Source organism: Candidatus Paceibacterota bacterium (assembly GCA_041666915.1).
Classification (GTDB): Bacteria; Patescibacteriota; Minisyncoccia; order Phycocordibacterales; family PALSA-1337; genus C7867-002.
This window is the reverse complement of the sequence record JBAYFZ010000006.1, coordinates 1-23,646: the sequence shown is the minus strand read 5'-3', so window position 1 is coordinate 23,646 and position 23,646 is coordinate 1. Positions and strand designations below refer to the sequence as shown.

Annotated in this window: 24 protein-coding genes; 17 read left to right on the top strand and 7 right to left on the bottom strand. The window is 38.3% G+C overall.

What is annotated here, in order from left to right:
* Positions 1–70: 70 nt before the first annotated feature.
* The 12 genes from WCS89_04165 (at position 71) to WCS89_04110 (ending at position 11,943) form a co-directional block, all read left to right on the top strand.
* Positions 71–2,014 (top strand): AAA family ATPase, encoded by a 1,944-nt coding sequence (locus WCS89_04165; GenBank protein ID MFA6554669.1) that lies wholly within the window; start codon positions 71–73, stop codon positions 2,012–2,014.
* 173 nt (positions 2,015–2,187) lie between these two features.
* Positions 2,188–2,628, top strand: a complete 441-nt coding sequence (locus WCS89_04160; protein MFA6554668.1) for a M48 family metallopeptidase — start codon at positions 2,188–2,190, stop codon at positions 2,626–2,628.
* A 68-nt stretch (positions 2,629–2,696) separates the two neighbouring features.
* Positions 2,697–3,563, top strand: a complete 867-nt coding sequence (locus tag WCS89_04155) for a branched-chain amino acid ABC transporter permease (GenBank protein ID MFA6554667.1) — start codon at positions 2,697–2,699, stop codon at positions 3,561–3,563.
* Between the two features lie 6 nt (positions 3,564–3,569).
* Positions 3,570–4,436, top strand: a complete 867-nt coding sequence (locus tag WCS89_04150) for a branched-chain amino acid ABC transporter permease (protein MFA6554666.1) — start codon at positions 3,570–3,572, stop codon at positions 4,434–4,436.
* A 26-nt stretch (positions 4,437–4,462) separates the two neighbouring features.
* Complete coding sequence (locus WCS89_04145; protein MFA6554665.1) at positions 4,463–5,596, top strand: ABC transporter substrate-binding protein; 1,134 nt, start codon at positions 4,463–4,465, stop codon at positions 5,594–5,596.
* A 28-nt stretch (positions 5,597–5,624) separates the two neighbouring features.
* Entirely contained in the window at positions 5,625–6,017 is a 393-nt protein-coding gene (locus WCS89_04140; protein MFA6554664.1) for an SET domain-containing protein, read from the top strand.
* Positions 6,018–6,089: 72 nt separating this feature from the next.
* Positions 6,090–6,377 carry a nucleotidyltransferase family protein gene (locus WCS89_04135; GenBank protein MFA6554663.1) on the top strand — a complete coding sequence of 96 codons (288 nt, stop codon included), beginning with the start codon at positions 6,090–6,092 and terminating at the stop codon, positions 6,375–6,377.
* 79 nt (positions 6,378–6,456) lie between these two features.
* Complete coding sequence (locus tag WCS89_04130) at positions 6,457–7,566, top strand: ABC transporter substrate-binding protein (GenBank protein ID MFA6554662.1); 1,110 nt, start codon at positions 6,457–6,459, stop codon at positions 7,564–7,566.
* Positions 7,567–7,577: 11 nt separating this feature from the next.
* On the top strand, positions 7,578–8,693 hold the full coding sequence (locus WCS89_04125; GenBank protein MFA6554661.1) for an ABC transporter substrate-binding protein: 1,116 nt from the start codon (positions 7,578–7,580) through the stop codon (positions 8,691–8,693).
* Positions 8,694–9,134: 441 nt separating this feature from the next.
* A complete protein-coding gene (locus tag WCS89_04120) occupies positions 9,135–10,289 on the top strand; it encodes an ABC transporter substrate-binding protein (protein MFA6554660.1) in 1,155 nt (384 codons plus the stop codon).
* 175 nt (positions 10,290–10,464) lie between these two features.
* On the top strand, positions 10,465–11,217 hold the full coding sequence (locus WCS89_04115; GenBank protein ID MFA6554659.1) for an ABC transporter ATP-binding protein: 753 nt from the start codon (positions 10,465–10,467) through the stop codon (positions 11,215–11,217).
* 3 nt (positions 11,218–11,220) lie between these two features.
* Positions 11,221–11,943, top strand: coding sequence for an ABC transporter ATP-binding protein (locus WCS89_04110; GenBank protein ID MFA6554658.1), 723 nt, complete (start codon positions 11,221–11,223; stop codon positions 11,941–11,943).
* A gap of 104 nt (positions 11,944–12,047) precedes the next feature.
* Here WCS89_04110 and WCS89_04105 read toward each other — a convergent pair whose 3' ends face one another.
* The 7 genes from WCS89_04105 to aspS all read right to left on the bottom strand — a co-directional run bounded on the left by WCS89_04105 (position 12,048) and on the right by aspS (position 19,005).
* The gene (locus WCS89_04105; protein MFA6554657.1) at positions 12,048–13,274 is read right to left on the bottom strand and encodes an ABC transporter permease; all 1,227 of its coding nucleotides are present in this window, start codon (positions 13,272–13,274) and stop codon (positions 12,048–12,050) included.
* Positions 13,275–13,298: 24 nt separating this feature from the next.
* Positions 13,299–14,018 (bottom strand): ABC transporter ATP-binding protein, encoded by a 720-nt coding sequence (locus tag WCS89_04100; protein MFA6554656.1) that lies wholly within the window; start codon positions 14,016–14,018, stop codon positions 13,299–13,301.
* A 57-nt stretch (positions 14,019–14,075) separates the two neighbouring features.
* Positions 14,076–15,815 (bottom strand): HlyD family efflux transporter periplasmic adaptor subunit, encoded by a 1,740-nt coding sequence (locus WCS89_04095; GenBank protein ID MFA6554655.1) that lies wholly within the window; start codon positions 15,813–15,815, stop codon positions 14,076–14,078.
* Positions 15,816–15,826: 11 nt separating this feature from the next.
* Positions 15,827–16,324: a hypothetical protein gene (locus WCS89_04090; protein ID MFA6554654.1), complete on the bottom strand. Its 498-nt coding sequence runs from the start codon at positions 16,322–16,324 to the stop codon at positions 15,827–15,829.
* Entirely contained in the window at positions 16,321–16,722 is a 402-nt protein-coding gene (locus tag WCS89_04085; protein MFA6554653.1) for a hypothetical protein, read from the bottom strand. The genes WCS89_04090 and WCS89_04085 overlap by 4 nt, the downstream gene beginning before the upstream one ends.
* Before the next feature lie 161 nt (positions 16,723–16,883).
* Positions 16,884–17,459, bottom strand: coding sequence for an RNA polymerase sigma factor (locus WCS89_04080; protein MFA6554652.1), 576 nt, complete (start codon positions 17,457–17,459; stop codon positions 16,884–16,886).
* 217 nt (positions 17,460–17,676) lie between these two features.
* The gene (gene aspS / locus WCS89_04075; protein ID MFA6554651.1) at positions 17,677–19,005 is read right to left on the bottom strand and encodes an aspartate--tRNA(Asn) ligase; all 1,329 of its coding nucleotides are present in this window, start codon (positions 19,003–19,005) and stop codon (positions 17,677–17,679) included.
* 360 nt (positions 19,006–19,365) lie between these two features.
* On the opposite strand from aspS, the gene WCS89_04070 reads away from it, so the two are divergent.
* The 5 genes from WCS89_04070 (at position 19,366) to WCS89_04050 (ending at position 23,361) form a co-directional block, all read left to right on the top strand.
* Positions 19,366–20,037: a hypothetical protein gene (locus tag WCS89_04070; GenBank protein MFA6554650.1), complete on the top strand. Its 672-nt coding sequence runs from the start codon at positions 19,366–19,368 to the stop codon at positions 20,035–20,037.
* A gap of 199 nt (positions 20,038–20,236) precedes the next feature.
* A complete protein-coding gene (locus tag WCS89_04065; GenBank protein MFA6554649.1) occupies positions 20,237–20,641 on the top strand; it encodes a hypothetical protein in 405 nt (134 codons plus the stop codon).
* 143 nt (positions 20,642–20,784) lie between these two features.
* Entirely contained in the window at positions 20,785–21,801 is a 1,017-nt protein-coding gene (locus WCS89_04060) for a DHH family phosphoesterase (protein ID MFA6554648.1), read from the top strand.
* A 17-nt stretch (positions 21,802–21,818) separates the two neighbouring features.
* On the top strand, positions 21,819–22,514 hold the full coding sequence (locus tag WCS89_04055) for a peptidylprolyl isomerase (protein MFA6554647.1): 696 nt from the start codon (positions 21,819–21,821) through the stop codon (positions 22,512–22,514).
* Between the two features lie 67 nt (positions 22,515–22,581).
* Positions 22,582–23,361 (top strand): PD-(D/E)XK nuclease family protein, encoded by a 780-nt coding sequence (locus tag WCS89_04050; protein MFA6554646.1) that lies wholly within the window; start codon positions 22,582–22,584, stop codon positions 23,359–23,361.
* Positions 23,362–23,646: the final 285 nt, after the last annotated feature.

Below are 23,646 nucleotides of genomic sequence, written 5' to 3'. Positions count from 1 at the left end.
TGTTTGTTCGTAATAATCCTGGATTCCCGCCTTCGCGGGAATGACAACATTTTTCTGTTATACTTCCCCCATGACCCAACGCGATGCACTTAACATCCTGAAATCGGGTAAGAATGTTTTTATCACTGGACCAGCTGGTAGTGGTAAGACTTTTGTCGTGAATGAGTATATTAGATATTTGAAAGAGCATGATGTTCCGATAGGTATAACCGCTTCAACTGGTATTGCAGCAACTCATATGGGTGGGGTGACTATTCATTCTTGGACGGGAATAGGTATCAAGGACAGGCTTTCTCTGGACGAAATAGAAGAGATCGGTCAGAAAGGTTATGTGAAGAATAAGCTTCTGGAGGCAAAAGTTCTTATCATTGACGAGGTCTCTATGTTGCATCATTTTCGTCTGGATATTGTAGATAGTGTTTTGAAGCACGTCAGGAAATCGGAAGAGCCTTTTGGTGGTTTACAAGTTGTTTTGTGTGGTGATTTTTTCCAGCTTCCACCAGTCAGTAGGATGGGCGAACCTGAAGCACGATTTATTTATAATTCTGATTCTTGGAAAGAAGCCGGCTTCGTCGTCTGTTATTTACATGAAAATTTCCGTCAGAATAATGATCCGATTCTTGCGATATTAAATGAGATCAGGTCGGGTAAGGTTTCTAGTAAGGCTCGTGAGCAGTTGAAGAGTCGTCATGTGAAGGATGCAAGTCATGTAAAAGGTCTTGGTAATTTTGGCGATGACGAAGAAGCTAACTATAGTGGGTTAGATGAGGCCAATTACAACCAAGAAGAAAACAGTTATGAGTCGGTAATTGATTTGACGGTAAGGGAGGATTTTTCGGGCGAGCGGGGTCTCTCTGGTAAAGAAAAGAATGAGACCACCCCCCCTGGGGGGGAGGGGGTACCAAATCAAACTGGTATTGAACCAACCCGTCTCTACACGCACAACCTTGATGTTGATTCCGTTAATGGTAGAGAGCTCAACAAAGTTCAAGCCAATGAAATCGTTTATGAAATGACTTCAAAGGGAAGGAGACCACTCGTTGAAACATTGAAGAAAACTTGTTTGGCTCCAGAAATCTTGCGTCTGCGAAAGGGTGCCAGAGTGATGTGTGTAAAAAATAATTTTGAAAAAGGATACGTCAACGGAACTCTCGGCGTCGTCGTCTCTTGTGCACCAGACTCAGATCCGGTCATCAGAACAGCTGTTTCTCCAGATTTTCCTGAAGGAAGACTTATAACAATAGAGCGTGCCAACTGGCAGATTGCTGATGATGGTAAACTTTTGGCTGAAATAAGTCAGTATCCTTTGCGTTTGGCTTGGGCTATTACGGTTCACAAGAGTCAGGGTATGAGTTTGGATGCTATAGAAGTGGATCTTTCCAAAGCTTTTGAACCAGGAATGGGATACGTTGCTCTTTCTCGAGTTCGTACTTTAGCAGGACTTTCCATTCTTGGATTTAGTGAGAATGCCCTTCAAGTTCATCGTGAGGTTTTGGAGCACGATAAACATTTTAGAGAGTTATCGGATAAAGCGGAGAGAATTCTTGAATATACGGATGAGAAAGATATTACTCAAAAGCAAAATGAATTCTTGGCAAAAGTGGCACCTTTGCATGCAATAAAGAAAGATAAAAATGGCAAAAAGATTAAACCACCGAAACTCTCAACTTATGATAAAACTGCTCTTTTGATCAAAGCCGAAAAGACTGTAAGAGAAATTGCTAAGGAGAGGGGTTTGGAAGAAGAAACTGTCATCAATCAAATAGAAAGTTTGCTCGCTGGTGGTAAGGGTGTAAAAGAAACTTTGAATCTAAGCGAGGTTATGTATTTGAAAAAAGAAATATCACCAATTCATTTTAAAAAATTGGAGAAAGCTTTGGAAGAAGTTTCAGCGAAGCAGGGTAATGACAGACCACCATTTTTGTCTCCTATAAAATCAAAAGTTGGTTTCAACATTTCTTGGAATGAAATCAAATTGGCTAGAATATTACTTGGTTATATAAGGAAGATTTGACCATGACATCAGAAACTGATAGAAACAGTGCCTTTGTGTTGTCATTCCCGCGAAAGCGGGAATCCAGGATATTACCACGATTTGAATATTCGGTAATTAGAAGTAGTCGTACTCGCTCAATACGTATCTCTGTCTACCCATCATGTGAAGTGAAAGTTACCGCTTCACGCCTAATGCCTACTTTTTTGATTGAAAAATTTGTCTCAAGCAAGAGTGATTGGATTACAAAAAAGTTGGATTATTTCAAAAAACACCCAGTATCGCCAGAGAGATTACTTTTGAATAATTTGGGTCGCAAAGACTTCAAACTTCAAAAAGAAAGAGCTTTGAAATTGGTAACCGAAAGGTTGGAACATTTCAATCATTATTATAAATTTACGTATCACAAAATCACGATTAGGAATCAAAAATCTAGATGGGGTAGTTGCTCACACCGCGGTAATATCAATTTCAATTACAAAATCGTCTTTTTGAAACCAGAGATACAAGACTATATTGTTGTTCACGAGCTGTGCCACCTCAAAGAGATGAACCATTCAAAGAACTTTTGGAATCTGGTCGCGGAAGAAGTGCCGAGACATAAGGAGTTGAGGAGGGTGTTGAAGGGGTTGTAACTGTCCGTTTTGCTCCCAACAGAGCGGTTTTTGTTGTACAATTGCTATGCTCATATATAGTCTGCATTATGGACATCCTTCCTCAACTTATCTTAAACAGCATTATCGCCGGAGCAATATACGCCATGATTGCTCTTGGTTTCAATCTTATATATGGTACAACCAAATTCTTTGATCTAGGTTATGGCGCACTTGCTGCTATTGGCGGTTACTCAGTTTTTTACTTTTACAAGACATTAGGTCTGGATTTATATATCTCAATCATTGTCGGTGTTCTCATAGCTGGAACTATCGGTCTTGTTACATACAAATTTGTCTACTCACCACTTCGTAAACGCAAATCATCAGGTATGGTTCTTCTGGTTTCTGCGTTGGGAGTACTGACCGCTTTGCAAGCAATCGTGGCAATATTATTTACTAGTCAATTCCAAACCTTATCCAAAGGTGCTGGTTCTGAACATATTTTTAATATTTTAGGTGGTGTCATCACTCAGACACAACTCGTAACTCTTATTATTGGATTGGTGATCATGACAGCGATAGCTTTGGTTTTCAAATACACACTCTTTGGTAAAGCAGTGAAAGCTATAGGTGACGACGAAGAAGTCTCAAAGATTGTTGGTATCAATACAGAAAAGATTATTGGTTGGGTATTTTTTATTGGTTCAGCTATCGGTGGTTTGGCTGGAATACTCATAGGATTTGATACGGGTATAGAACCAACTATGGGTATGTCATTACTTTTGAAAGGTGTTATCGCTTGCATTATAGGTGGTATCGGAAATGTTTATGGTGGTGTGATAGGAGCATTTCTCCTAGCTTTCATAGAGAATTTTGGTATCTGGCAAATTTCTGGAGAATGGAAAGATGCAATCGCTTTTGGTGTACTTATTTTGTTTTTGTTATTTAGACCGCAGGGGATATTAAAGAGATAGAGTAATATGGAATATTTCATTCATCTAGCAATACTTATAAGCATTTACGCCATCCTAGGTCTGTCTTTGAACTTGGTTGTTGGATTTACGGGTTTACTTTCAATAACTCAAGCTGCTTTCTACGGTATTGGTGCTTATACGACGGCGATACTACTCACGAGCTCGGGTATGAATTTCTTTGTAGCTTTGGTTATTGGAATGATTATTACAGCAGTCTGTAGTTTTGTAATCGGTTTTGTTTTATCAAAATTCAAAGACGACTATTATGCTCTAGGTTCTTTTGGTTTCAATGTGATCATCTATAGTATCTTTTTGAATTGGCAATCCTTGACTCGTGGTCCACTCGGGATTCCGGGTATTCCACGACCATCTCTTTTTGGTTTTACATTTTCTGAAAATTTATCATTCCTCATACTTTCTGTAGTCTTCCTTGCCCTTATTTATTTCATTTGCCAATTTATAACCACTTCATCTTTCGGGCGTGTGCTCAAAGCTATTCGTGAAGATGAAGAAGCAATATCAGTCTTTGGTTATCGTACACTTTGGTACAAGCTAGCTATTTTCGTTATTGGTGCCATGATGGCTTCGGTTGCGGGTGCGCTCTTTGCAAGTTACATAACTTTTGTTGACCCCTCAACTTTCACTTTGACCGAATCAATCTTTATTCTAGCAATTATTATTTTGGGTGGTTTGGCGAATAATAAAGGAGCTGTCATAGGAGCTATTTGTCTCATTCTTCTTCCTGAAATCTTACGTTTTGTCGGTTTTCCCAATGATATTGCAGCACAGATGCGACAGGTGACTTATGGCGTGATTTTGATACTATTAATGTTATACAGGCCACAAGGGCTGGTGGGGGAGTATAGGTTGTAATTATAAGGTATTAAGATACTATTATTATGAACAAAAAGATTTTATGGGTAATCGGTATCGTTGTTGTGGTGGTGATAGTTGTCGCTTCAATACGAGGTGCTAATAACAATACTGATACTATCAAAATAGGGTTTATTGGACCATTAACTGGAGATGCTGCTTTATACGGTGAGCCAGCAAAAAATATTATCCAAATGGCCATTGATGAGATAAATGAAAAAGGAGGAATTAACGGTCAACAGATTCAGTTTATACCAGAAGATGGAAAATGTAATGGTAAAGACGCTGTTAGTGCTGCCCAGAAGTTGATTAATATTGATAAAGTACAAGTAATCTTGGGAGGTTTTTGTAGTAGTGAATCAATGGCGATTGTTCCTGTAGCTACTGACGCAAAAGTTACTCTTTTTTCTTATGCTTCTAGTAATCCTAGTTTGACAGGGATAAGTCCGTTTTTTGTTAGAGATTACCCAAGCGATTCTTCTCAAGGTGAGGTGTTAGCTCGAATTGCTTATAATGATAAAAGATGGAGAAAAGTTGCCTTTATTCAAGAACAAACTGATTACTCGGCTGGGATATTTAAAGCATTTAGTGATAGATTTCAAAAAGATGGTGGAGTTGTTATAAAAGAGGAGTATTCTAGTAATACTAATGATTTTCGATCCATATTGGCCAAATTAAGAGATTCTAATTCAGACGCTTTATTTATTGATCCTCAAACACCAGCATCAGCTGTTAGGATTATTACCCAAATGAGCCAAATGAACTGGAAACCAGCTTTGATAGCTAACGATATCTTATCTGACCCAAACGTGTTCCCAGAAAATTTCTCATTTTTTAATGGTGCTATTGGTGCAAAGTTTGATGCAAGTCTAACTAGTTCAAAATCGTTATCGTTTATAGATGCTTATAAGAAAAAGTATGGCAGTGAACCACCGTATTTGAGTTATGCAGAGACAGAATATGATTCAGTTTATATTGTAAAAGATGCAATATTGAATGTGGGAAATAATGGAGAGAATATCGCTAATTGGTTGAGGACTTCTGTTGTCGATTGGGAAGGTGCATCTGGCAAAATTACAATTTTATCAAATGGAGATAGAGATGGTGGACATACTCCTTTTGTAATAAAAGATGCGACAATATCACCATATATAAAATAGGTGATAATATCGTCAGTTTCTTATAATCATGAAGAGAATAATCAGTCATCAGTTTTTGAAAAAAAGAAAAAGTGATATTCATGGTCTAGGAATATTTACCAGTAAACAGATTGATGTTGGTGAAGTTTTTTACATTATCCCGTTAGACAAAATTGTAAATAATCCAATTCCTAGATATGCTTGTATAGGAGCGAATGAGTTTGTGTGTGATGAGATTGTTATTAATTGGGTTAATCACTCTTGTAATCCTAATACTTCATTTGAAATCTCAACTGAGAGACCACATTTAAAAGCTTTAAGAAGTATATCAGTAACGGAAGAGATAACTTTAGACTACGATAAAACTGAAGTTAATGGTTCTTTAGTAAAATGTACTTGTAAAGATTCAAATTGTAGAGGCTTCTTTTTAAGAAGGGAATGAGTTTGACGGGCCACAAGGACTAGTAGGGGAATATAGGTTGTAAAAACTTATATCCTATGTCATACTTTTATTATGCTTATAGCAGATATAAAGGATAAATTGCAACCCATTTTCGAATCTTTCGGTGTTTCTTACGCTGCTATTTTCGGTTCTATTTCTCGTGGAGAAGATCGTCCAAATAGTGATGTGGATATTCTTGTTCGGTTAGGAAAGCCGATGGGTATGTTTTCGTATATGAAACTTATTCATACCATTGAGTCCATTCTTGGACGTAAAGTTGATATGGTTACGGAACAAAGTCTCAACAAGCACGTCCGACCATATATCATGCCAGAATTAAAGACTATTTATGAAAGATGATAAAGTCTATGTTGAACTATCGGCCACAAGGGCTGGTAGGGGAATATAGGTTGTAAATTAAGGGGTTTAATTAAATATTATGAAAAATAAAATATTCATATGGATTGGAGTCATTGTTGTGATTTTTGTTGTAGTCTTGGTTGTTATTTTATCTTCAGGTAATAATAGTAATGCAAAAACTATTAAAATTGGAGTATCAGCCGCAATGACAGGATCAGCGGCATATATTGGTGAATCCTATACGACTGGTCTTAAAGCAGCACAACAGGAAATCAATGCCCAAGGCGGCATAAATGGAAAGCCGGTTGAGCTTCTGATTGAAGACAATAAGAACGATGCACAAGAAGGCATAACTGTCTTTAGAAAATTGGAATTGCAAAAACCTGATCTATTCATAACCACAATGTCCACGCCAAGTGTCCCAGTTTCGCCACTAGTGCAACAGTCAGGGATTCCTCTGTTTGTATCAGTTGTCTTTGCAGATATAGTATCTAAAAATGAAAATTCGATTAGCTTTTTTCCGACGCCAAATAATGATGCACATGCAACTGTTCAAGACATGGTTATAAATCATGTAAATAAAATTGGAGTGTTGTATTTAAATTCCGAATATGGTCAGGCTGGTCTGGCATCCTTCTTGAAAGAAGCCGCACAAAATAATATTAGTGTCATAAGTCAGGAGGCTTTCTTAAATGGTGTTACAGATTATTCGACACCATTAGCGAAGGTGTTAGCGACAAAACCTCAAGCTGTTTATATTATAGCCGTCGCTTCAACTCCTGTTATAAAGCAAGTGAAGGTGATGAATTCATCAGTTGTTATATATACGAATCTGTTACCAGTATTCGGAAATCTAGTCAATCAAGATAAGAGTACTTTTGAAGGTGTTCACCTAACGGCATCTCCAGTTTCGATTCCTGGTACAGCAGAATATAATCAGATCAGAAATCAACTTAAGGGTGTTGATCCAGCCAATACACTTGGATATACTGCCATTGGCTACGATAATCTCTACTCTATAAAAGCAGTTCTCACCAAAGACCCAAATGTAAAAAACTTTGTTCAAACATTTTCGCAAATTGGACCATTTGGTGGTATTGGTGGATCTTTTGTCCTAGATAGCAGAGATGTAGGGATGGTTCTTTATCCGGTCATATTCAAGAACGGTGTCATTCAAGAGGTAAAATAACTTTTATCAACATGAAAAAATCAACAAAAACAATATTATGGGCAATCGGTATTGTTGTGGTGGTGATAGTTGTTGCTTCAATACGAGGGGCTGATAACAATGCTGGTAATATTAAGATAGGGTTTATTGGCTCATTGACTGGAGATGCATCCTCTCTTGGTCAGGCAAGTAAATCAGCTGTTGAAATTGCAGTTGATGAAGTTAATAAATCGGGTGGAATTAATGGTCGTTCAATACAGGTTATATATGAAGACGGAAAATGTTTGGCCACTTCAGCGTTAAGTGCAGGACAAAAATTAGTTAATTTTGATAAAGTCATAGCGATTATCGGTGGTTTATGTTCTAGCGAGACATCTTCATTTATAAAGATCGCAAGTGATGCAAAGATACCCGTAATCTCATATTGTTCGTCTGCACCTTCGTTGAGTCAATCTGGTCCATATTTTTTTAGGACGTATCCATCAGATTCATATCAGGGTAAATTTGCGGCTGAGTATGCATACAATACTCTTCAGGTTAGAAGTGTTGCGGTCCTCTATCATCTTTCAGATTGGGGTACAGGTATCAAAGATGTGTTCGTTAAAAGGTTTACTGAGCTTGGAGGAAAGGTCGTCGGTGTTGAAGGAACGTTACAGGAAGTTCGTGATTATAAGACTCAGTTGACGAAGATTAAATCAGCTAATCCAGATTATATCTATATGGCTATGTACGCAGAAGGATCTTTGGTAGCTGTTCAGCAAATACAGGATCTTGGTATCAAAACAAAATTACTTGGGACTGATTCATGGAATGATTCAAAATTCGTAAGTGGTGTAAATAAAAATGCAGATATTTTATATGCAGGTTCAACCGGTAATTCAAATGAAGTGTTTCAGAGTAAATTCATTGCTTTTACTGGAGAAAAACAGGTTCCAATCTGTGCACCTCAAGCCTATGATGCTGTAACTGCATTGGTATTGGCAATCAAGCAAGTTGGCACTGATGCGAATAAATTACCACAAGCTATAAGAAGTCAAAATTTCCAAGGGGTTACTGGACAAGTCTCGTTTGATGGAAATGGTGATATTACAAGTGTCGGATATGTGGTTAAGAGAATCAAGGATGGGCAGATAATTCAAATTCAGTAAGTTTAACTTGCGTGAAGTCTGTCACTTCTGCTACCATATACATGGCGTTTGGAAGGGTTTTGGCCATCTCACGGCTATCAAGCTGTAGCCAGGCGCCATCAATGAACATCGCGAAAGCAGTGTTTTTTGATTAATCGTTAATTATTGAGTGACCATGGAGGATTCGTTCGTTTGTACCAGGTCTGATTTTCCAATACGGAATTACACTGAAGAAATATCTATTTCACGCTTTGTGCCAGATTCTGTCAATACCATTTTACCGGCGCCGGTAACATGATCTGCTATGTCCTGACCACCCAATTTACAAGCTTTTTTTGGCCATTTTTATCGTATCAAGGGGACGACTTGAGTCAATATTGAAGTTACGATTATTTAGTTGTAGTATTTAAGTATTATCTATTTGGAGAAGGTGAATTAATGTCGTTAAATATTATTTAAAATATGAATAAAAAAATTTGGTGGGCAATCGGTATCGTCGTTGTAGTCATACTAATACTTGTAGTGTCACTAAGGCCTGTTCAAAATGGCGAAATCAACATTGGCCTCATCTCACCACTAACTGGATCTGCTGCAAGTTACGGAGAACCAGCAATGCAATCAGCTCTTATTGCACAAAATGAGATCAATCAGAGTGGGGGAATCCTTGGAAAGAAAGTGAATCTGATTGTTGAAGATGGTAAATGTGATGGTACAACAGCAGCTACCGTTGCAAGTAAGCTTATCAACGTTAATAAAGTTAGTGTAATCCTTGGTGGGCATTGCAGTACAGAAACTCTTGCGATTGCACCAATAGTTGAAAAAGCAAAGGTGGTAATCATTGCTTCTATAACATCATCTCCTGCGGTGACAAATGCCGGTCAGTATATTTTTAGGAATTCTCCTTCAAGCGAATTTTATACTGCCAAATCTGCAGACTACGCATATTCAAAAGGCTACCGTAAAGTAGCAGCACTTTATGAAAATAAAGATTTTCCAGTAGGTGTCTACAAAGCATTCTTGGCTGAATTTACTAAACTGGGCGGGCAGGTCGTATCAGACGATGCTTTCAATTCTGATGTAAATGATTTGCGTTCATATATTCTAAAAATGAATAAGGAAAAGCCAGATGCAATAATGTTTGCCTCTCAAGGTGCTGGTGCGAGCGTTACATTCTATAAACAGATGAAAGAACTTGGTTTTCTTGATAAATATCCAATAATCGCTGGAGCTCAATCTGTATCACCAGCTATTAATACGCAGACTGGAGGATTATTAAATAATCCGAATATATTCACAACAGATGCTTTTACTGATCCTACAAGCACAAAGACTGCCACTTTCATAAAAACTTATATATCAGCTTACAAACAATTACCACCTACCAATATTGCATATTTGGCTACGTCATACGATGCTGTGTACTTAATAAAAGAAGCCATGGAATCGTGTAAGAGTTCTGTAGACACTGTGTGTATCAGAGATTATCTCGGTAGTCTAAAAGATTGGAATGGTACAGCTGGATTGCTTACACTTGGCACGAATAGTAATCCTATTACACCAATAGGTCTTCATTATTTTGATAGTACAGGTAAAGAGATGTGGCAGGAGTTGAAGTAGTCGTATTCTTTCGGTCTTCCATCAGAACTTTTTGCTGGTGCCGGCAAAAAGTGTCCATCTACGGATTGGGGGAGATAAGGATATATAGTTTTGCAACAAAAAACCAGAGTTAAACCTCTGGTTTTTTGTGTACCTGTTTACTAAACACATAAAATGTGGAAAAATGAATAGTATAATGTCTATCTTATCCACCCAGAGACTAACCAAGCACTTTGACGGAGTCTACGCAGTCAACAAACTGTCTATCTCTTTTGAAGCTGGGAAAATCACAGGTATCATAGGTCCAAATGGTTCTGGTAAATCTACGCTGGTGAATACTTTGACTGGAATTATTCCGATCGATTCTGGTGAGATTTTGGTTGTTGGTGCAGAAAGATTGCAGAAAGTACATGCACATGAAGTTCCATTGCTCGGTATAACGAGGACGTTTCAAGATGTGAAGTTATTTGAGCAAATGCCAGTCATAGATAATATTCTAGTTGTACTCACAGAGCGAAGTATTTGGAAATCATTATTTGAGAAACATGGAGCTTTTCATTTGGAAAAGGCTGAGGAAGTTTTGAAGAAAGTTGGCCTATGGGAAAAGCGAAATGAGCTAGCCAAAAATCTTTCATATGGTCAACGTAAACTCCTAGAGATTGCCCGTGTATCGGCAATGATCCATTGTGGTGTTGGTGATATAAATATTATATTTTTAGATGAACCATTTGCTGGGCTTTTTCCAGAGATGATAAAGATTGTAACTGGTGTTATGAAAGAATTTCGTGATCAAGGTAAAGCGGTCATTTTGATAGAACATAATATGGATCTCATTCGTGAATTGTCTGATTATATTTATGTACTAGATTCTGGTGAGCTTCTAGCTGAGGGTAAGCCTGCTGATGTTTTGGTACGTAAGGATGTGGTGGAGGCTTATTTAGGGGAATAATATATGACTACTGAAATCCTATTACAACTCAAAAACATCCACGTCCACTATGGTGGAGTCAAAGCTCTTGACGGTGCTTCTGTTTCCATTGACGAAGGAGAGATTGTAGCCCTCATGGGCCCAAATGGAGCGGGAAAATCAACGATTCTAAAAGCAATATTTGGACTCGCACCTATTGATTCTGGAGAAGTGTTTTGGGAAGGACAACCATTCAAACCAGTATCGTATGAAGTCGTAGAAAGAGGAGTGTCGTTTGTACCACAAGGGCGTCGAGTGTTCCATCATTTGACTGTTTTGGAAAACCTAGAAATAGGTGGTTTTAATGTGAAGAGTAATGTTGACCGCAAAGAAAGAATAGCAAACGTCCTAGAATTGTTTCCTGCTCTAAAAACGAAACTCAAAGCTAAGTCCGGAACATTGTCTGGTGGTCAACAACAAATGCTTGCTATTGCCCGTGGACTTATGCCAGATCCGAAAGTCTTATTATTGGACGAACCATCATTAGGACTTGCGCCAAAAATAGTTAAAGAAGTATTTGAAAAAATAAAAGAAATAAATGAACGAAGAAAAACGGCAATATTTGTCGTTGAACATAATCTGAAATCATTACTTGAAATCACAAAGCGAGCGTACGTACTTGATAAGGGTAAAATTTATGCAGAAGGTAATCCAAAGGAACTGATAGAACAAAAGATATTGGAGAAAGTGTTTTTAGGGAATTTATGATTGTTGTGTCATTCCCGCGAAGGCGGGAATCCATGGTTACCACAAAATATAGACTATTGGTTTGTAATAATCCTGGATTCCCGCCTTCGCGGGAATGACAACGATTACTCATACCTCAACGCTTCAATCGGATTCAATTTCGAAGCCCTATTGGCTGGATAATATCCAAAGATTATTCCTATAGCTGCTGAAACTCCAAAAGCTAGAAGAATGGATGATATAGAAAGAGAAGTCTGTAGGACTCCAAAATAGGTTATTGCATAACATACCAACCAGCCCAAGAAGACTCCGATAGCACCACCGATGACCGTGAGGGCAACTGCTTCAGTTAGAAATTGAATATTGATATCTCTTGCTTTGGCGCCAATAGCTTTGCGTAGGCCTATCTCACGAGTCCTCTCTGTTACGGTTGTGAGCATCATATTCATAATACCGATACCACCGACGACGAGAGAAATACCGGCTACAGCAGCGAGAAGGATCGTGAAGGTGCTCGTAACGCTGGAAGCTGCAGAGACAATGTCAGCTTGGTTCATAACACTGAAGTCGGCACTGGCAGGATCTTTGATCTTGTGACGTTCCATGAGTAGTGCTGTGATATCACTTTGCAGCTGTTTCATTACAGATGATTCTGTAGCGGAAATACTGAGAGCAGTTACATAGTTTGAATCTCCAATAAGAAAAAGTTGGGCTGATGAAAGAGGAACATAGATGGCATCATCTTGATTACCGAGACCACTACCACCTTTTGATTTCGTTATACCTATAACTTTGAATTCCATACCATTGATACGGATGGATTGACCGACAGCATCTACTCCTACACCAAATAAATCTTCGCTTGTAGTTGGACCGATGACAGCAACTTTAGATCTATTTGAAACATTTTCATCAGAAATAAAAGAACCATTATCAACAGAAATATTATGAACAGATGTATAGGCTGGCTTTACTCCAGTAACTGAAGTATTGGAATTGGTACCTTTTGCGGTTATCTGATATCTACCACTTACTTCTGGAGATATGGCGGCAATGTTTTGAATCTCATTTGAGATAGCGTCAACATCTTCTATGGTCAAAGTTTTTGCAGAACCACGGCCAGTGGAAGCTGTGTAGCCAAAACTTCTAGTCGCTCCGGGGGAAACCATTATCAGGTTTGAACCGATGGATTGAATGGATGATTGGATAGTATTTTGAGCACCTTGTCCGATAGAGACCATGATGATAACTGAACTAATACCAATGATGATGCCGAGCATGGTAAGGGAAGTACGGATTTTGTTGGCCGTTAGGGCAGAGAATGTTTCGTGAATAATATCTTGGGTGGTCATATTTTATTTGGAGTATTATCTGTACTAATCTCCTTTTTTACCATGATGAATAAGTCTTTTTTCATGCCCACTACCATCTTCTAATATCAAACCATCTTTTATATAAATGATTCTATCTGCATGTTCAGCTACCTCGCGTTCATGAGTGATGAGAATAATAGTTCTTCCCATTTCTTTATTTAATTTTTGAAATGTTCCTAAAACAATATCTCCAGTCTGTGAGTCTAGGTTACCAGTTGGTTCATCTGCCAAAATGAGAGAAGGGTTGTTGACCAAAGCTCTTGCAATAGCTACGCGTTGTATTTGTCCACCAGAAAGTTCATTTGATTTGTGGTTGAAACGGTCAGCGGTCATGCCTGCGGATATGAGTGAATCTTCTGCACGTTTGACACGCTCATGTTCTGGAACATCAGCGTAAATGAGTGGCAAAGTGACATTTCGCAAAGCGGTGGCACGTGGTAGAAGGTTGAATGATTGGAAGACGAAGCCTATTTGGTTTCTGCGAATGTCAGCTAGTTCATCGTCAGAAAGTTTGGAAACATCATGACCATCTAGTTTGTAAGTCCCAGACGTTGGTGTATCTAGAGCACCTAGTATGTGCATAAGGGTTGATTTACCAGATCCAGAAGGTCCCATGATCGCTACAAATTCTCCATCTTGAATAGTGAATGAAACACCACGTAAAGCATGTGTAGCATTTTCACCATTCATATAGGTCTTGGTTATTTTTGAAATTTCAATCATGTTTTTGTTGGCGGAGCGGATTCTGGAAATGAGGCTTCCGGATGTCAGACATCCAGATTAACGCGTTGGCATACTAACAGAACCACTTGTCCTGCGAGCTCCTGTCATACCAGAGAGAATACTTGGAGCTGTGGTCGTCTGGGCAGAACTTCCGTTTGTTGTTTTTGTAATTACGAGATCACCACGATTTAATCCACTTAGTATTTCAGTATTTGTATCATCAGAATCTCCGGTGGTTACGATGACTTTCTTTGGAGTGGTATTGGTTGAAATGGTGACTGCGCGAGTATTTTGAGTACCAGCGAAGTTTCTCGTTGTGCTAGCAAGACCATTGTAATTTCTAGTTGTGGTTCCTGTGGTATTGGTTGGTGCAACTGTGGAAGTAAATAGAGATTTTTCTAAAGTCTGTACGTAACTTTCATTACCTTGTTTCTTTATTGCGGAAGAAGGCACAGTCAAAACATTATCTTTTTGTAAGGTGATAATAGTTGTGTTAACACTCATGCCTGGTTTGATACGAGCATCATCTGTATTGATGAGTATTTTTACTCCATAAGAAACTACACCACTAGAAACTGTACCGATCTGATCTACAACAGAAACTGTTCCGACGGCGTTAAAATTATCTATAGCATCAAAAGTTATTTTGACAGATTGACCGACTTTGATTTTGGCGGCATCTACTTCATTCAAAGAGATACTAGCCATCTTTTGCTGACCGATTATTGTAGCTATTGTCGTACCAGAACTAGCTTGTCCGTAGACATTTACTGGAATACGTCCAATGATACCGTTGTATGGAGCTCTTACGAAATAATCGTCATAAGTCCTCTGAGCTTGTTCAAGGTTGAGTTGTGCAGATCTTATGTCTAGAGAATCAGCGCCAGTGATCAAGGTATCAAATGAATTTGCAGAACTTAGGATAGAATTTTGAGCAGAAATTATATTTGAAACATCGGAATTAGCTTGGCTAGACCATGTCGTAACACTGGATAATGCAGAACTAGCCGAGGAACTTTGATATTCAGATTGATTGGTAATAATATAGTTGATGGCATTTTGAGCATTTGCTGTTGCTTCAGATACCATCTTTATAGTTGTGTATGTATCTGCTATGAGTATATCTATACTAGAAGTGGCACTGGTACGAGTTAGATCTTTGTATTCTTGTAGAACTTTTTGATATTGAGCAACTGCTAAATCATAGCTTCTACCAGTGGTGTCACGGTAAGTCCTACCCATAGATGAAAGAGATGCTGAGTTTTGATCACTAAGAAATCCTGTCTGACTGTACAAAAGGTCTTTCATTCCAGACATAATATTTGGTAGATTTAGGAATACTCCAGAAACTGCATTCCAGCCAGAGTCATAAGCCTTTGTTAAATTATTTTTTGATATAGCAATATCAGCTGATGTAGCAGGTTTGACTAGTTTTGCATAAGACAATTTGGCACTTTCAAGGTTTATTGAAGCATTGACTGAGTCAATGGTAGCGATGAGGTCACCCGTATGAACAGTCTGACCGACTGAAACATTGATGGATTTTATTGTTCCTGAAGATTGACTGAGAATGTCGGTTTGATTGGAAGCTGAAACTTGACCACTACCAGTGATGGTCTGGGTGATAGAACCCATCTTTGCCATGGAGAGAGTATAAGAAGGTATTGTGACCGTAGGAAATACAGATTTGTATATGCGATAACCAATAAAGATGATAACCAAAAATATGATTATAGATAAAATCCTGTGACTTTTTGACCAATTAAAAATCTTCTTAAAAATATTTTGTTTAATCATGTTTTTATAATTTATCTTCGTGGGGATGAACTAGACATCATAGGAGGAAAACCTGAAGGTGGGGTTGGCATGATCCTTACGAGTTCTGCTTGTATTTGACCCTTGTCATTTGGTTCGCCTATAACTACAACTTGACTACCTATGGAAAGATCGCTAGCTGAAACTGTTTGTCTAAAATTGCGAATGGTTGTACTTGTGCCTACGATAATGACTTCTTCGGCTCTATTTGGACCCTTTATCATTACTAAAGGAAGATTCATGGAAACTATTTCACCAACAGCACCGTGAGGGTTTATATCATCGCCACGATGCATGAATGGTGCGAAGAATGAACGTGGGTCATCAGCATCTCTCATCATGTAGTTGTTATTCCAGTTACTAGAAAAAGCCCCTTTGTGATAACCGACAAAAGCTCCAGCTTGGAAAATGACGAGGGCTATGAGTAATATACCTAGACCACCGATGATCTTTGAGACAGAATTTGTTTGAAAAAATGTTTTTATACTCATGATAGTGATGGGTTATGATTGAATGATAATGCACTTGAATACTGGACTATTCTACGGATTGAATTGATAAGGATTATCGTTAGACCAAGGACGATGATGCTTGCTAATACTGGCCATGAAGTTGCAACAGAAAGTACGAGATTGCCGAAATGACTCATGACATATGAACTATCAGAAATGATGAGGGACATATATGAAGAGAAGCCAGATTGGGATAAGCCTTCACCAAAGTAACTGATAGTTGGTATGAAAGCTAAGCTGGTTCCTATTGTGAGAATGGAATGTAAAGCGACTCTGATACGGAAATGTCTAGTTTCGTATTTTGTAATTTTTTCCATAATAGAAAAAGCCAGCTTTGGCGATGGTTCTATCTGGTTTATTTTGATTACGTTTTTCATATTTTGTGTCTTTGTGTCATTCCCGCGAAGGCGATTTAGCAAAATCGTGTCGAATGGACCGGTGAATCCATGAATACTAGCAACAAATTTTCTTGGTAATATCCTGGATTCCCGCCTTCGCGGGAATGACAACAATGGTGTTTGATAATATTACGACTTAATTAATGTTTTTGGTGCAAGTGATCTTTCATTAGTTTTTGTAATTGAATGAGTGCTCTTCGGTGCCAACTTTTGACTGTGTTCATCGGTCTATTTACAACTACAGCTATTTCTTCAAAAGTCATCTCTTCGTTATAGCGTAGAGTTATTACTGCTTGATAGTCTGGATGAAGGGATTCTAATTTACCTGATAAGTTTTTTGATAAAATATCATTTTCGAGGATTTCTATTTGTGACGGCTCAATATCTTCTATTGTCTCTGCAAAAGAAAGGTTGTTTTCGTTATCATCTAATTCTGAGAATGAAACTGCCTTTTTCTTTTTTATATGATCCAAAGCGGTGTTTCTGGCTATCGTGTATAACCAAGGCCGAAAAGTCATGCCTTGTTTGAATTTTCCAATATATTTCCAGACCTTGAAGAAAGTATCTTGAGTGATGTCGTCAACATCTTCTATTGCTCTTGCATATTGTCTATTGAAATTGAATATCGGCCGAAGATAACGATTCATCAGTTCTTGAAAAGCCTGATGGTCTTGTTTACGGCAAAGTTCTGCTAATTGTTCGTCAGTTTTGTTCACCACTACATCATACTACAAAACTGTGTTACTATTGGATTATGGCTAAAAGAGTAAACATGATCTTGAAAACCTCAAGGTCCAGAAAGACCAAGAAGCGACTTACGAAAAAGTACGCTTGGAAGAGCAAGAAATAATCTATTCTTGTAATTTCGTTACAGAAAAACAACCACTTAATGTGGTTGTTTTTGATGTCTATCAAGGTCCGACCTCGATGTTATTATTTTGAGAGCAGATTATCGATTCTGTTTATATCTCTTGGAAATAGGGTAGCTTCTTTAATGTTTTCAATATTTAACAATTTTGCTGTTAGACGTTCAAGTCCCAATCCAAAACCTCCATGTGGTGGTAGACCGTATTTGAAAGCTTGTAAATAATAGCTAAATTTTTCTGGATCCAACTTTTTTTCTTTCATTGAAGCAACTAGATCATCGTAGTTGTGGATACGTTGAGCACCAGTTGTTATTTCGACACCACGGAAGAGTAAGTCAAAACCTTTAGTATAAGTTGGATCTACCTCATCTCTGTAAGTGTAGAAAGGTCTTTTTGCGGTTGGGAAGTTGGTGATGAAGATAAATTCAGAATTGAATTGTTTCAAAGCATAGTTACATAGCCAACGTTCATGTTCTGGTTCCAGATCGGGTTCATTTGTACAATCTTTTCCGGTTTCTTTAGTAATAAGTTTTTGTGCTTCTCGTAAGGTCATCTTGGGTGTATTTTCTGATACATTAGGTATTGTAGCGCCTAGTGAATCGAATTCTTTTTGACATTCTCTTTTCAAGGTTTCTGACAGATAAATCATAAACTTGTTTTCAATGTCCATTATATCATTATGGTCTTTTATGAAACCCATTTCGATATCCATAGAAGTGTATTCGTTAAGGTGACGAGTGGTTGAATGTTTCTCTGCGCGATAGACATTTCCGATAGTAAAGACTCGTTCAAAAACACCAACCATAATTTGTTTGTAAAGTTGAGGACTCTGAGCTAGGTGTGCTATGTGTTTGAAATATGTAACATCAAAAGAGTTAGCACCACCCTCTGCATCGTCACCTATCAGTTTAGGCGCTTGGAATTCGGTGAAGCCTTCTCCTGTAAAGAAATCCCTAAAAGCTTTTGCAATGATTGCCTGTATTTTGAATACCGCTGTATGTTTTTGATTCCTAAGAGTGAGTGGAAGATAATCTAGATATGTATCGATATTGATCTCAGAATCCTTTTCAAAAGGAAGTTCTTTGGCTGTTCCAATAACGTCGATACGCTTAATCTCAAGTTCAATATCCCCATTCATTTTTCCAGCTTGAATGTTCTTCTCTGGACGTTTGTTTACGACGCCGATAATTTTTACAACCCATTCAGGGCGTATTTCCTTAGAAGATTCAAGTGCTTCTACATTGTTTGGTAGTACCACACCTTGTACTTTACTGGTTCGATCTCGGAATTCGAAGAAAACCATTTTCCCTTGATTGCGACGGACATCGACATATCCTGAAATAATTACCTCCTTACCAATGTAATCTTTTAGATCTTTTATGTATGTTCTTTGCATAATATTTTTTCGAAGAAACGATTTTGTAAACAAAAACGCCCCTCCAAATTTATTAATTGCTAATAAATTCGCAGGGGCGACTTTGTGTATCGCGGTGCCACCCTGTTTTTGACTCATTTCTCTGCTTTCGAAGCAGTTACGGAAGATTCTACTTTATAAGGTTTTGCCCTATATTTCTTTCTTCACCTCACCGGTGTCAGCCGGGTCAATGGTATGTGTAAACTATAGTACATTTTAGGGAATAAACAAGCTATTGACATTTGGCTATATTAGATGTATTTTATTGTAGTAGTTCTTTGAATAGTAATAAACCCGAGCATGCCTTAATAAGGCTCGCTCACAATAAAGAAAGAGCATACTATGAATAGTGAGCTCAATGTAGTGTTAGAACCGGGGATTGCACAAAAGTTGCAATTCGCAATCCGTCGTAACAATGGCACTTATGCCGATGTTGAATGGCTTTCAACAGGAGAAAACTTCCATCTGGTTTCTTTGCTCGCCCGTGGTGGAGTCACGGTCTCCGAACCAGCCAAACGTTGGCGTGAACAGGACGGCGTGATTTATTTCACCCTCCCAGCGACCGACGGCACGACTGGTTCGCAGTGGATTGACCGCCTCAAGAAGAAAGGTTTCCGGCTCTCAAAGTGGGCAAAGGATATCCTTAACTCGAAAGATTTCAAGCCAACTACGGGTGTTGTGAATGAAATCGCTGTTTTGAAGGGTACGCTTTTCAAAAACAATGGTCGGATCACGAAGAATATTCGTGCTATGGATGACAAGCGAAAGTTCGCCACCCCGAATGCCGAAATCGCCTGCATGATCCGTGAAATGTTCACGGACGAGGAGATTAAAGACATGGGCTTGGTCTGGATCGTTGCTATGCACGAACCGATCAAGGATTCCAATGGCGGTCCGAACCTCCTCAGTGCGGACCGTGCTGAGGATGGTCGTTGGTTGCGCACGCCTTGCCTTAGTACCATCGACGAGTGGCGTCGTGAGCGTGGGCTCGCGTTCGTCGTCCTAGCAAGTTAAGGCTTAGACCTCAACCATTCACCCCCCGAGCTTTTTGAAAGTTCGGGGGTTATTTTTTTCTCATAAAATGATCTCATTAATGGGCATGCTAGGGCATTTTTAAGTAAATACCCTTTGTACGCCTATGTAATTTTCTTCATTGTTTCTTTAATCTTTCTTTATCATTTCTTTATACCTCATTTGATACAATCCATAGGCTGTGGATATTTTCAAAACAAAGGAACAAGTGATTAGAGGAACAAAATACTCGGAAGTTTATCCGAGGGCTTTGATCATTTATAAAAATATTGTTTCTAGGACAAAACGACGACCGTATATTAGATCTAAATATTTCAAAAAAGAAAAGATATTTTTAGATTATTTCTGGGACCACTTAAGGGAAAAGAATTGGCACGATCGTGTACGTCGTCTCAAGTTTTATTCTTGCGCAATTGATCTGATTGAGCATTCAAATATAAGACCAGATACCCATAGAAATCCTATGAGGAAATCAGAAATGTTATATCGCTTTACTGGTCAGACTCAAAATGGAGATTCATTTTTTGTTCAAATAAAAGAAAATAAACGAAAACAGAAATATTTCATGTCAGTATTCCCAGTCTAGACAAAAGAAAAAAACTCCCCACCAAATTGCAGTCATATAGAACTGCGGTCGAAAGTTTTCTTCATTTATAAAGTTATCAAATTTAATGTAAAAGTCAATATCCATCCTATGCTAATATTTACCCATGCTATAATATTTCCCTCATGACCCATACCATCCCAAATAGTATAAAAGAAAAAGCGCCACTTATATTGGCAGAAATAAAAAAGGCTAAGTCAATATTATTACATTGCCATCCTTCACCAGATCCAGATTCTGTCGGTTCAGCTTTGGCTACAAAGTTTGCTTTGGAACAATTGGGTAAGAAGGCAACGGTCATCAAGGGCGACTCGGAGATACCACCGGCCTTCATGCATTTTAGAGGGGCAAAAGATATTTTGATGAAAGCATATTGGGAGATTGATCCTACAGAATACGACTTATTCATCATCGTTGATTCCGCTATTTCCGGAGTTTCCAGATTGAAAGAAGTCAAAATACCGGATTCTTTGAAAGTTATAAATATAGATCATCATCGTACAAATGTTGGTGACGGATTTATCAATATTGTAGAACCTTCATATCCAGCAGTTGCACAACTCCTCTTTGATTTATTTAAGGAAATGAATATCAAGATTACTCCAGAGATTGCCGAGAACCTATTCATGGGAATATATACAGATACTGGTGGTTTCAAATATGAATCAGTAACGTCAGCCACTTTTGAAGTTGCCTCCGAACTTGTAGGAGTCTGCCCAAATATTAGTCGGACTATTGCTAAAATGGAAAATAGTAATACTCTCGGCGATATTGCATTCCAAGCAGCCGCTCTTAGTTCTGTAGAATTGACTAGTAATAATAAAGTAGCATTTTCTGTTATTCCATATTCCGTTATTCAAGAAAAGAAAATTCCTGACGTTAGTATTTCTGCTGGGATGGTATCTCCAGTAATAAGGACAATCGCTGGCTTGGAAGTGATTGCTGTTATCATAGAAGCTAGACCAAATAAAATTAAAATGAGTTTTCGTTCTGGTAACTCTGGAATATGTGATGTTTCCAAGCTCGCGGTAAGTCTAGGTGGTGGGGGACACAAAGCTGCCGCTGGAGCAAGTATTGAAATGCCTTTGGTAGATGCCAAGAAGCTTGTGGTGGAAAAAATAAAAGAACTGTATAATCTCTAAACATAATTATAAAAATCATGAATACAACCCGTTCACTCTCTGCACTCATTGCAATCATATTAGTCTTAGCCGGTATCCAGTGGTATTTGAATTCCAAGCCAGATGCTTATTTCAATCAGTATGGTGAGACTATTTCAACTTCAACCGTGCCAGTTAACAATGTTCCTGTTGTTGATACGACAAAAGCTCCAGCTGAGACAACTGTAACTCCTTCTACAAATAATAATATAAAAAATTCTATGCATAATATAACCATTGAGACAAACAAAGGTAAGATCGTCATTGAAACTTATGATGCTGATGCACCAAACACAGTCAAAAATTTTATTACTTTGGCTGAAAAAGGTTTTTACAATAACCTCATCTTTCATCGTGTCATCAAAGATTTCATGATACAAGGAGGTGATCCAATGGGTACAGGTACAGGTGGTCCTGGTTACAAGTTTGCTGATGAGCTCAATCCAGCAACTCCTTCTTACAAAGCTGGTTATGTCCGTGGTACGGTCGCTATGGCAAACTCTGGTCCAAATACAAACGGTAGTCAATTCTTCATCATGCACAAAGATGTTCCACTACCAAACAAGTACACCATCTTCGGAAAAGTTATTTCAGGACTTGAGGTTGTAGATGCTATCGCTAACACTCCAACTGCTAGTGGTGATAAGCCAGTACAAGATGTTGTCATGACAAAGGTTACGGTCAGTACAAAATAGGGTTGATCAATTGAGCAGTTTGTAAAAAGGAAGACGTTGTTCTTCCTTTTTATGATATTATTGACCTATGTCTGATTATTACAATTCACGCAGAAATAGGAACTTATTTGACCCAAAGAGCAATGAACCCTTCAAGGTTAGTAGATCAAAGATTGATTTGTTTTTGAATTGCCCAATGTGTTTTTATCTTGATTGCAGATTGGGAGTAGGGCGACCACCGGGTTTTCCTTTTTCACTCAACTCTGCCGTTGATGCGCTCCTCAAAAAAGAGTTTGATATTCATCGTGCCAAAGGACGCCCACATCCACTCATGAGCGCCTATGGTTTACGTGATATGGTTCCTTTTAGTCATGAAGATCTAGATATTTGGAGAAGTAATTTCAAAGGTATTAGATTTGTTTATGAACCAGAAAATTTGCTTGTTACTGGAGCTATAGATGATGTCTGGGTTAATACAAAGACCAAGGAGCTTTCTATTGTTGATTACAAATCCACCAGTAAAGAAGAAAAAGTTTCTTTGGATAAAGAATGGCAGATCGGTTACAAGAGACAGATGGAGATATATCAGTGGCTATTTCGCCAAAGTGGTTTTGATGTATCACAAACGGGGTATTTCGTTTATTGCAATGGTAAGACTGACAGAGAAGCTTTTGATGCCAAACTTGAGTTTGATATAGATGTTATACCTTATACCGGAGATGATTCGTGGATCCCGAAGGCTCTCACTGAGCTCAAGAAGTGTTTGATGTTAGAAAAAGTCCCAGCACCTTCAAAGACTTGTGACTATTGCTCATACAGGAAAGCTTCAAAAGAAGCGCAGGTTGAGCATAATGGGTTGAAGAAATAGTTAACTATAGAGGTTTTTTATAAACATAAAAACCCCCGAAGGGGCTTTATGTTACCAGTGATTGATCTTTTTATAGACCAAGGAGTAAGAACTCCTTTACATCCACCAGTCGAGGTTAATCGACATTGGTAGTATATTACATTGAAAAATCAAAATCAATCATGATCTGTACCCTAAAAAGTAGACACATTGGAACCCTCTAACCCTCGACCCGGGCTAAAAGATGATTTCTGTATTCGACAGGCGTCATCTTTTTTCTGGTCCACTGCTTTCTTTCGTAATTGT

What these genes read in the sequence shown, in the direction of transcription:
- aspS (MFA6554651.1), bottom strand. Translation starts at nt 19,005, where the DNA reads ATGCAAAGAACATACATAAAAGATCTAAAAGATTACATTGGTAAGGAG.
- WCS89_04095 (MFA6554655.1), bottom strand. Translation starts at nt 15,815, where the DNA reads ATGATTAAACAAAATATTTTTAAGAAGATTTTTAATTGGTCAAAAAGT.
- WCS89_04120 (MFA6554660.1), top strand. Translation starts at nt 9,135, where the DNA reads ATGAATAAAAAAATTTGGTGGGCAATCGGTATCGTCGTTGTAGTCATA.
- WCS89_04160 (MFA6554668.1), top strand. Translation starts at nt 2,188, where the DNA reads ATGCCTACTTTTTTGATTGAAAAATTTGTCTCAAGCAAGAGTGATTGG.
- WCS89_04140 (MFA6554664.1), top strand. Translation starts at nt 5,625, where the DNA reads ATGAAGAGAATAATCAGTCATCAGTTTTTGAAAAAAAGAAAAAGTGAT.
- WCS89_04105 (MFA6554657.1), bottom strand. Translation starts at nt 13,274, where the DNA reads ATGACCACCCAAGATATTATTCACGAAACATTCTCTGCCCTAACGGCC.
- WCS89_04155 (MFA6554667.1), top strand. Translation starts at nt 2,697, where the DNA reads ATGGACATCCTTCCTCAACTTATCTTAAACAGCATTATCGCCGGAGCA.
- WCS89_04125 (MFA6554661.1), top strand. Translation starts at nt 7,578, where the DNA reads ATGAAAAAATCAACAAAAACAATATTATGGGCAATCGGTATTGTTGTG.
- WCS89_04070 (MFA6554650.1), top strand. Translation starts at nt 19,366, where the DNA reads ATGAATAGTGAGCTCAATGTAGTGTTAGAACCGGGGATTGCACAAAAG.
- WCS89_04100 (MFA6554656.1), bottom strand. Translation starts at nt 14,018, where the DNA reads ATGATTGAAATTTCAAAAATAACCAAGACCTATATGAATGGTGAAAAT.
- WCS89_04115 (MFA6554659.1), top strand. Translation starts at nt 10,465, where the DNA reads ATGTCTATCTTATCCACCCAGAGACTAACCAAGCACTTTGACGGAGTC.
- WCS89_04055 (MFA6554647.1), top strand. Translation starts at nt 21,819, where the DNA reads ATGAATACAACCCGTTCACTCTCTGCACTCATTGCAATCATATTAGTC.
- WCS89_04110 (MFA6554658.1), top strand. Translation starts at nt 11,221, where the DNA reads ATGACTACTGAAATCCTATTACAACTCAAAAACATCCACGTCCACTAT.
- WCS89_04150 (MFA6554666.1), top strand. Translation starts at nt 3,570, where the DNA reads ATGGAATATTTCATTCATCTAGCAATACTTATAAGCATTTACGCCATC.
- WCS89_04090 (MFA6554654.1), bottom strand. Translation starts at nt 16,324, where the DNA reads ATGAGTATAAAAACATTTTTTCAAACAAATTCTGTCTCAAAGATCATC.
- WCS89_04145 (MFA6554665.1), top strand. Translation starts at nt 4,463, where the DNA reads ATGAACAAAAAGATTTTATGGGTAATCGGTATCGTTGTTGTGGTGGTG.
- WCS89_04085 (MFA6554653.1), bottom strand. Translation starts at nt 16,722, where the DNA reads ATGAAAAACGTAATCAAAATAAACCAGATAGAACCATCGCCAAAGCTG.
- WCS89_04060 (MFA6554648.1), top strand. Translation starts at nt 20,785, where the DNA reads ATGACCCATACCATCCCAAATAGTATAAAAGAAAAAGCGCCACTTATA.
- WCS89_04165 (MFA6554669.1), top strand. Translation starts at nt 71, where the DNA reads ATGACCCAACGCGATGCACTTAACATCCTGAAATCGGGTAAGAATGTT.
- WCS89_04135 (MFA6554663.1), top strand. Translation starts at nt 6,090, where the DNA reads ATGCTTATAGCAGATATAAAGGATAAATTGCAACCCATTTTCGAATCT.
- WCS89_04050 (MFA6554646.1), top strand. Translation starts at nt 22,582, where the DNA reads ATGTCTGATTATTACAATTCACGCAGAAATAGGAACTTATTTGACCCA.
- WCS89_04130 (MFA6554662.1), top strand. Translation starts at nt 6,457, where the DNA reads ATGAAAAATAAAATATTCATATGGATTGGAGTCATTGTTGTGATTTTT.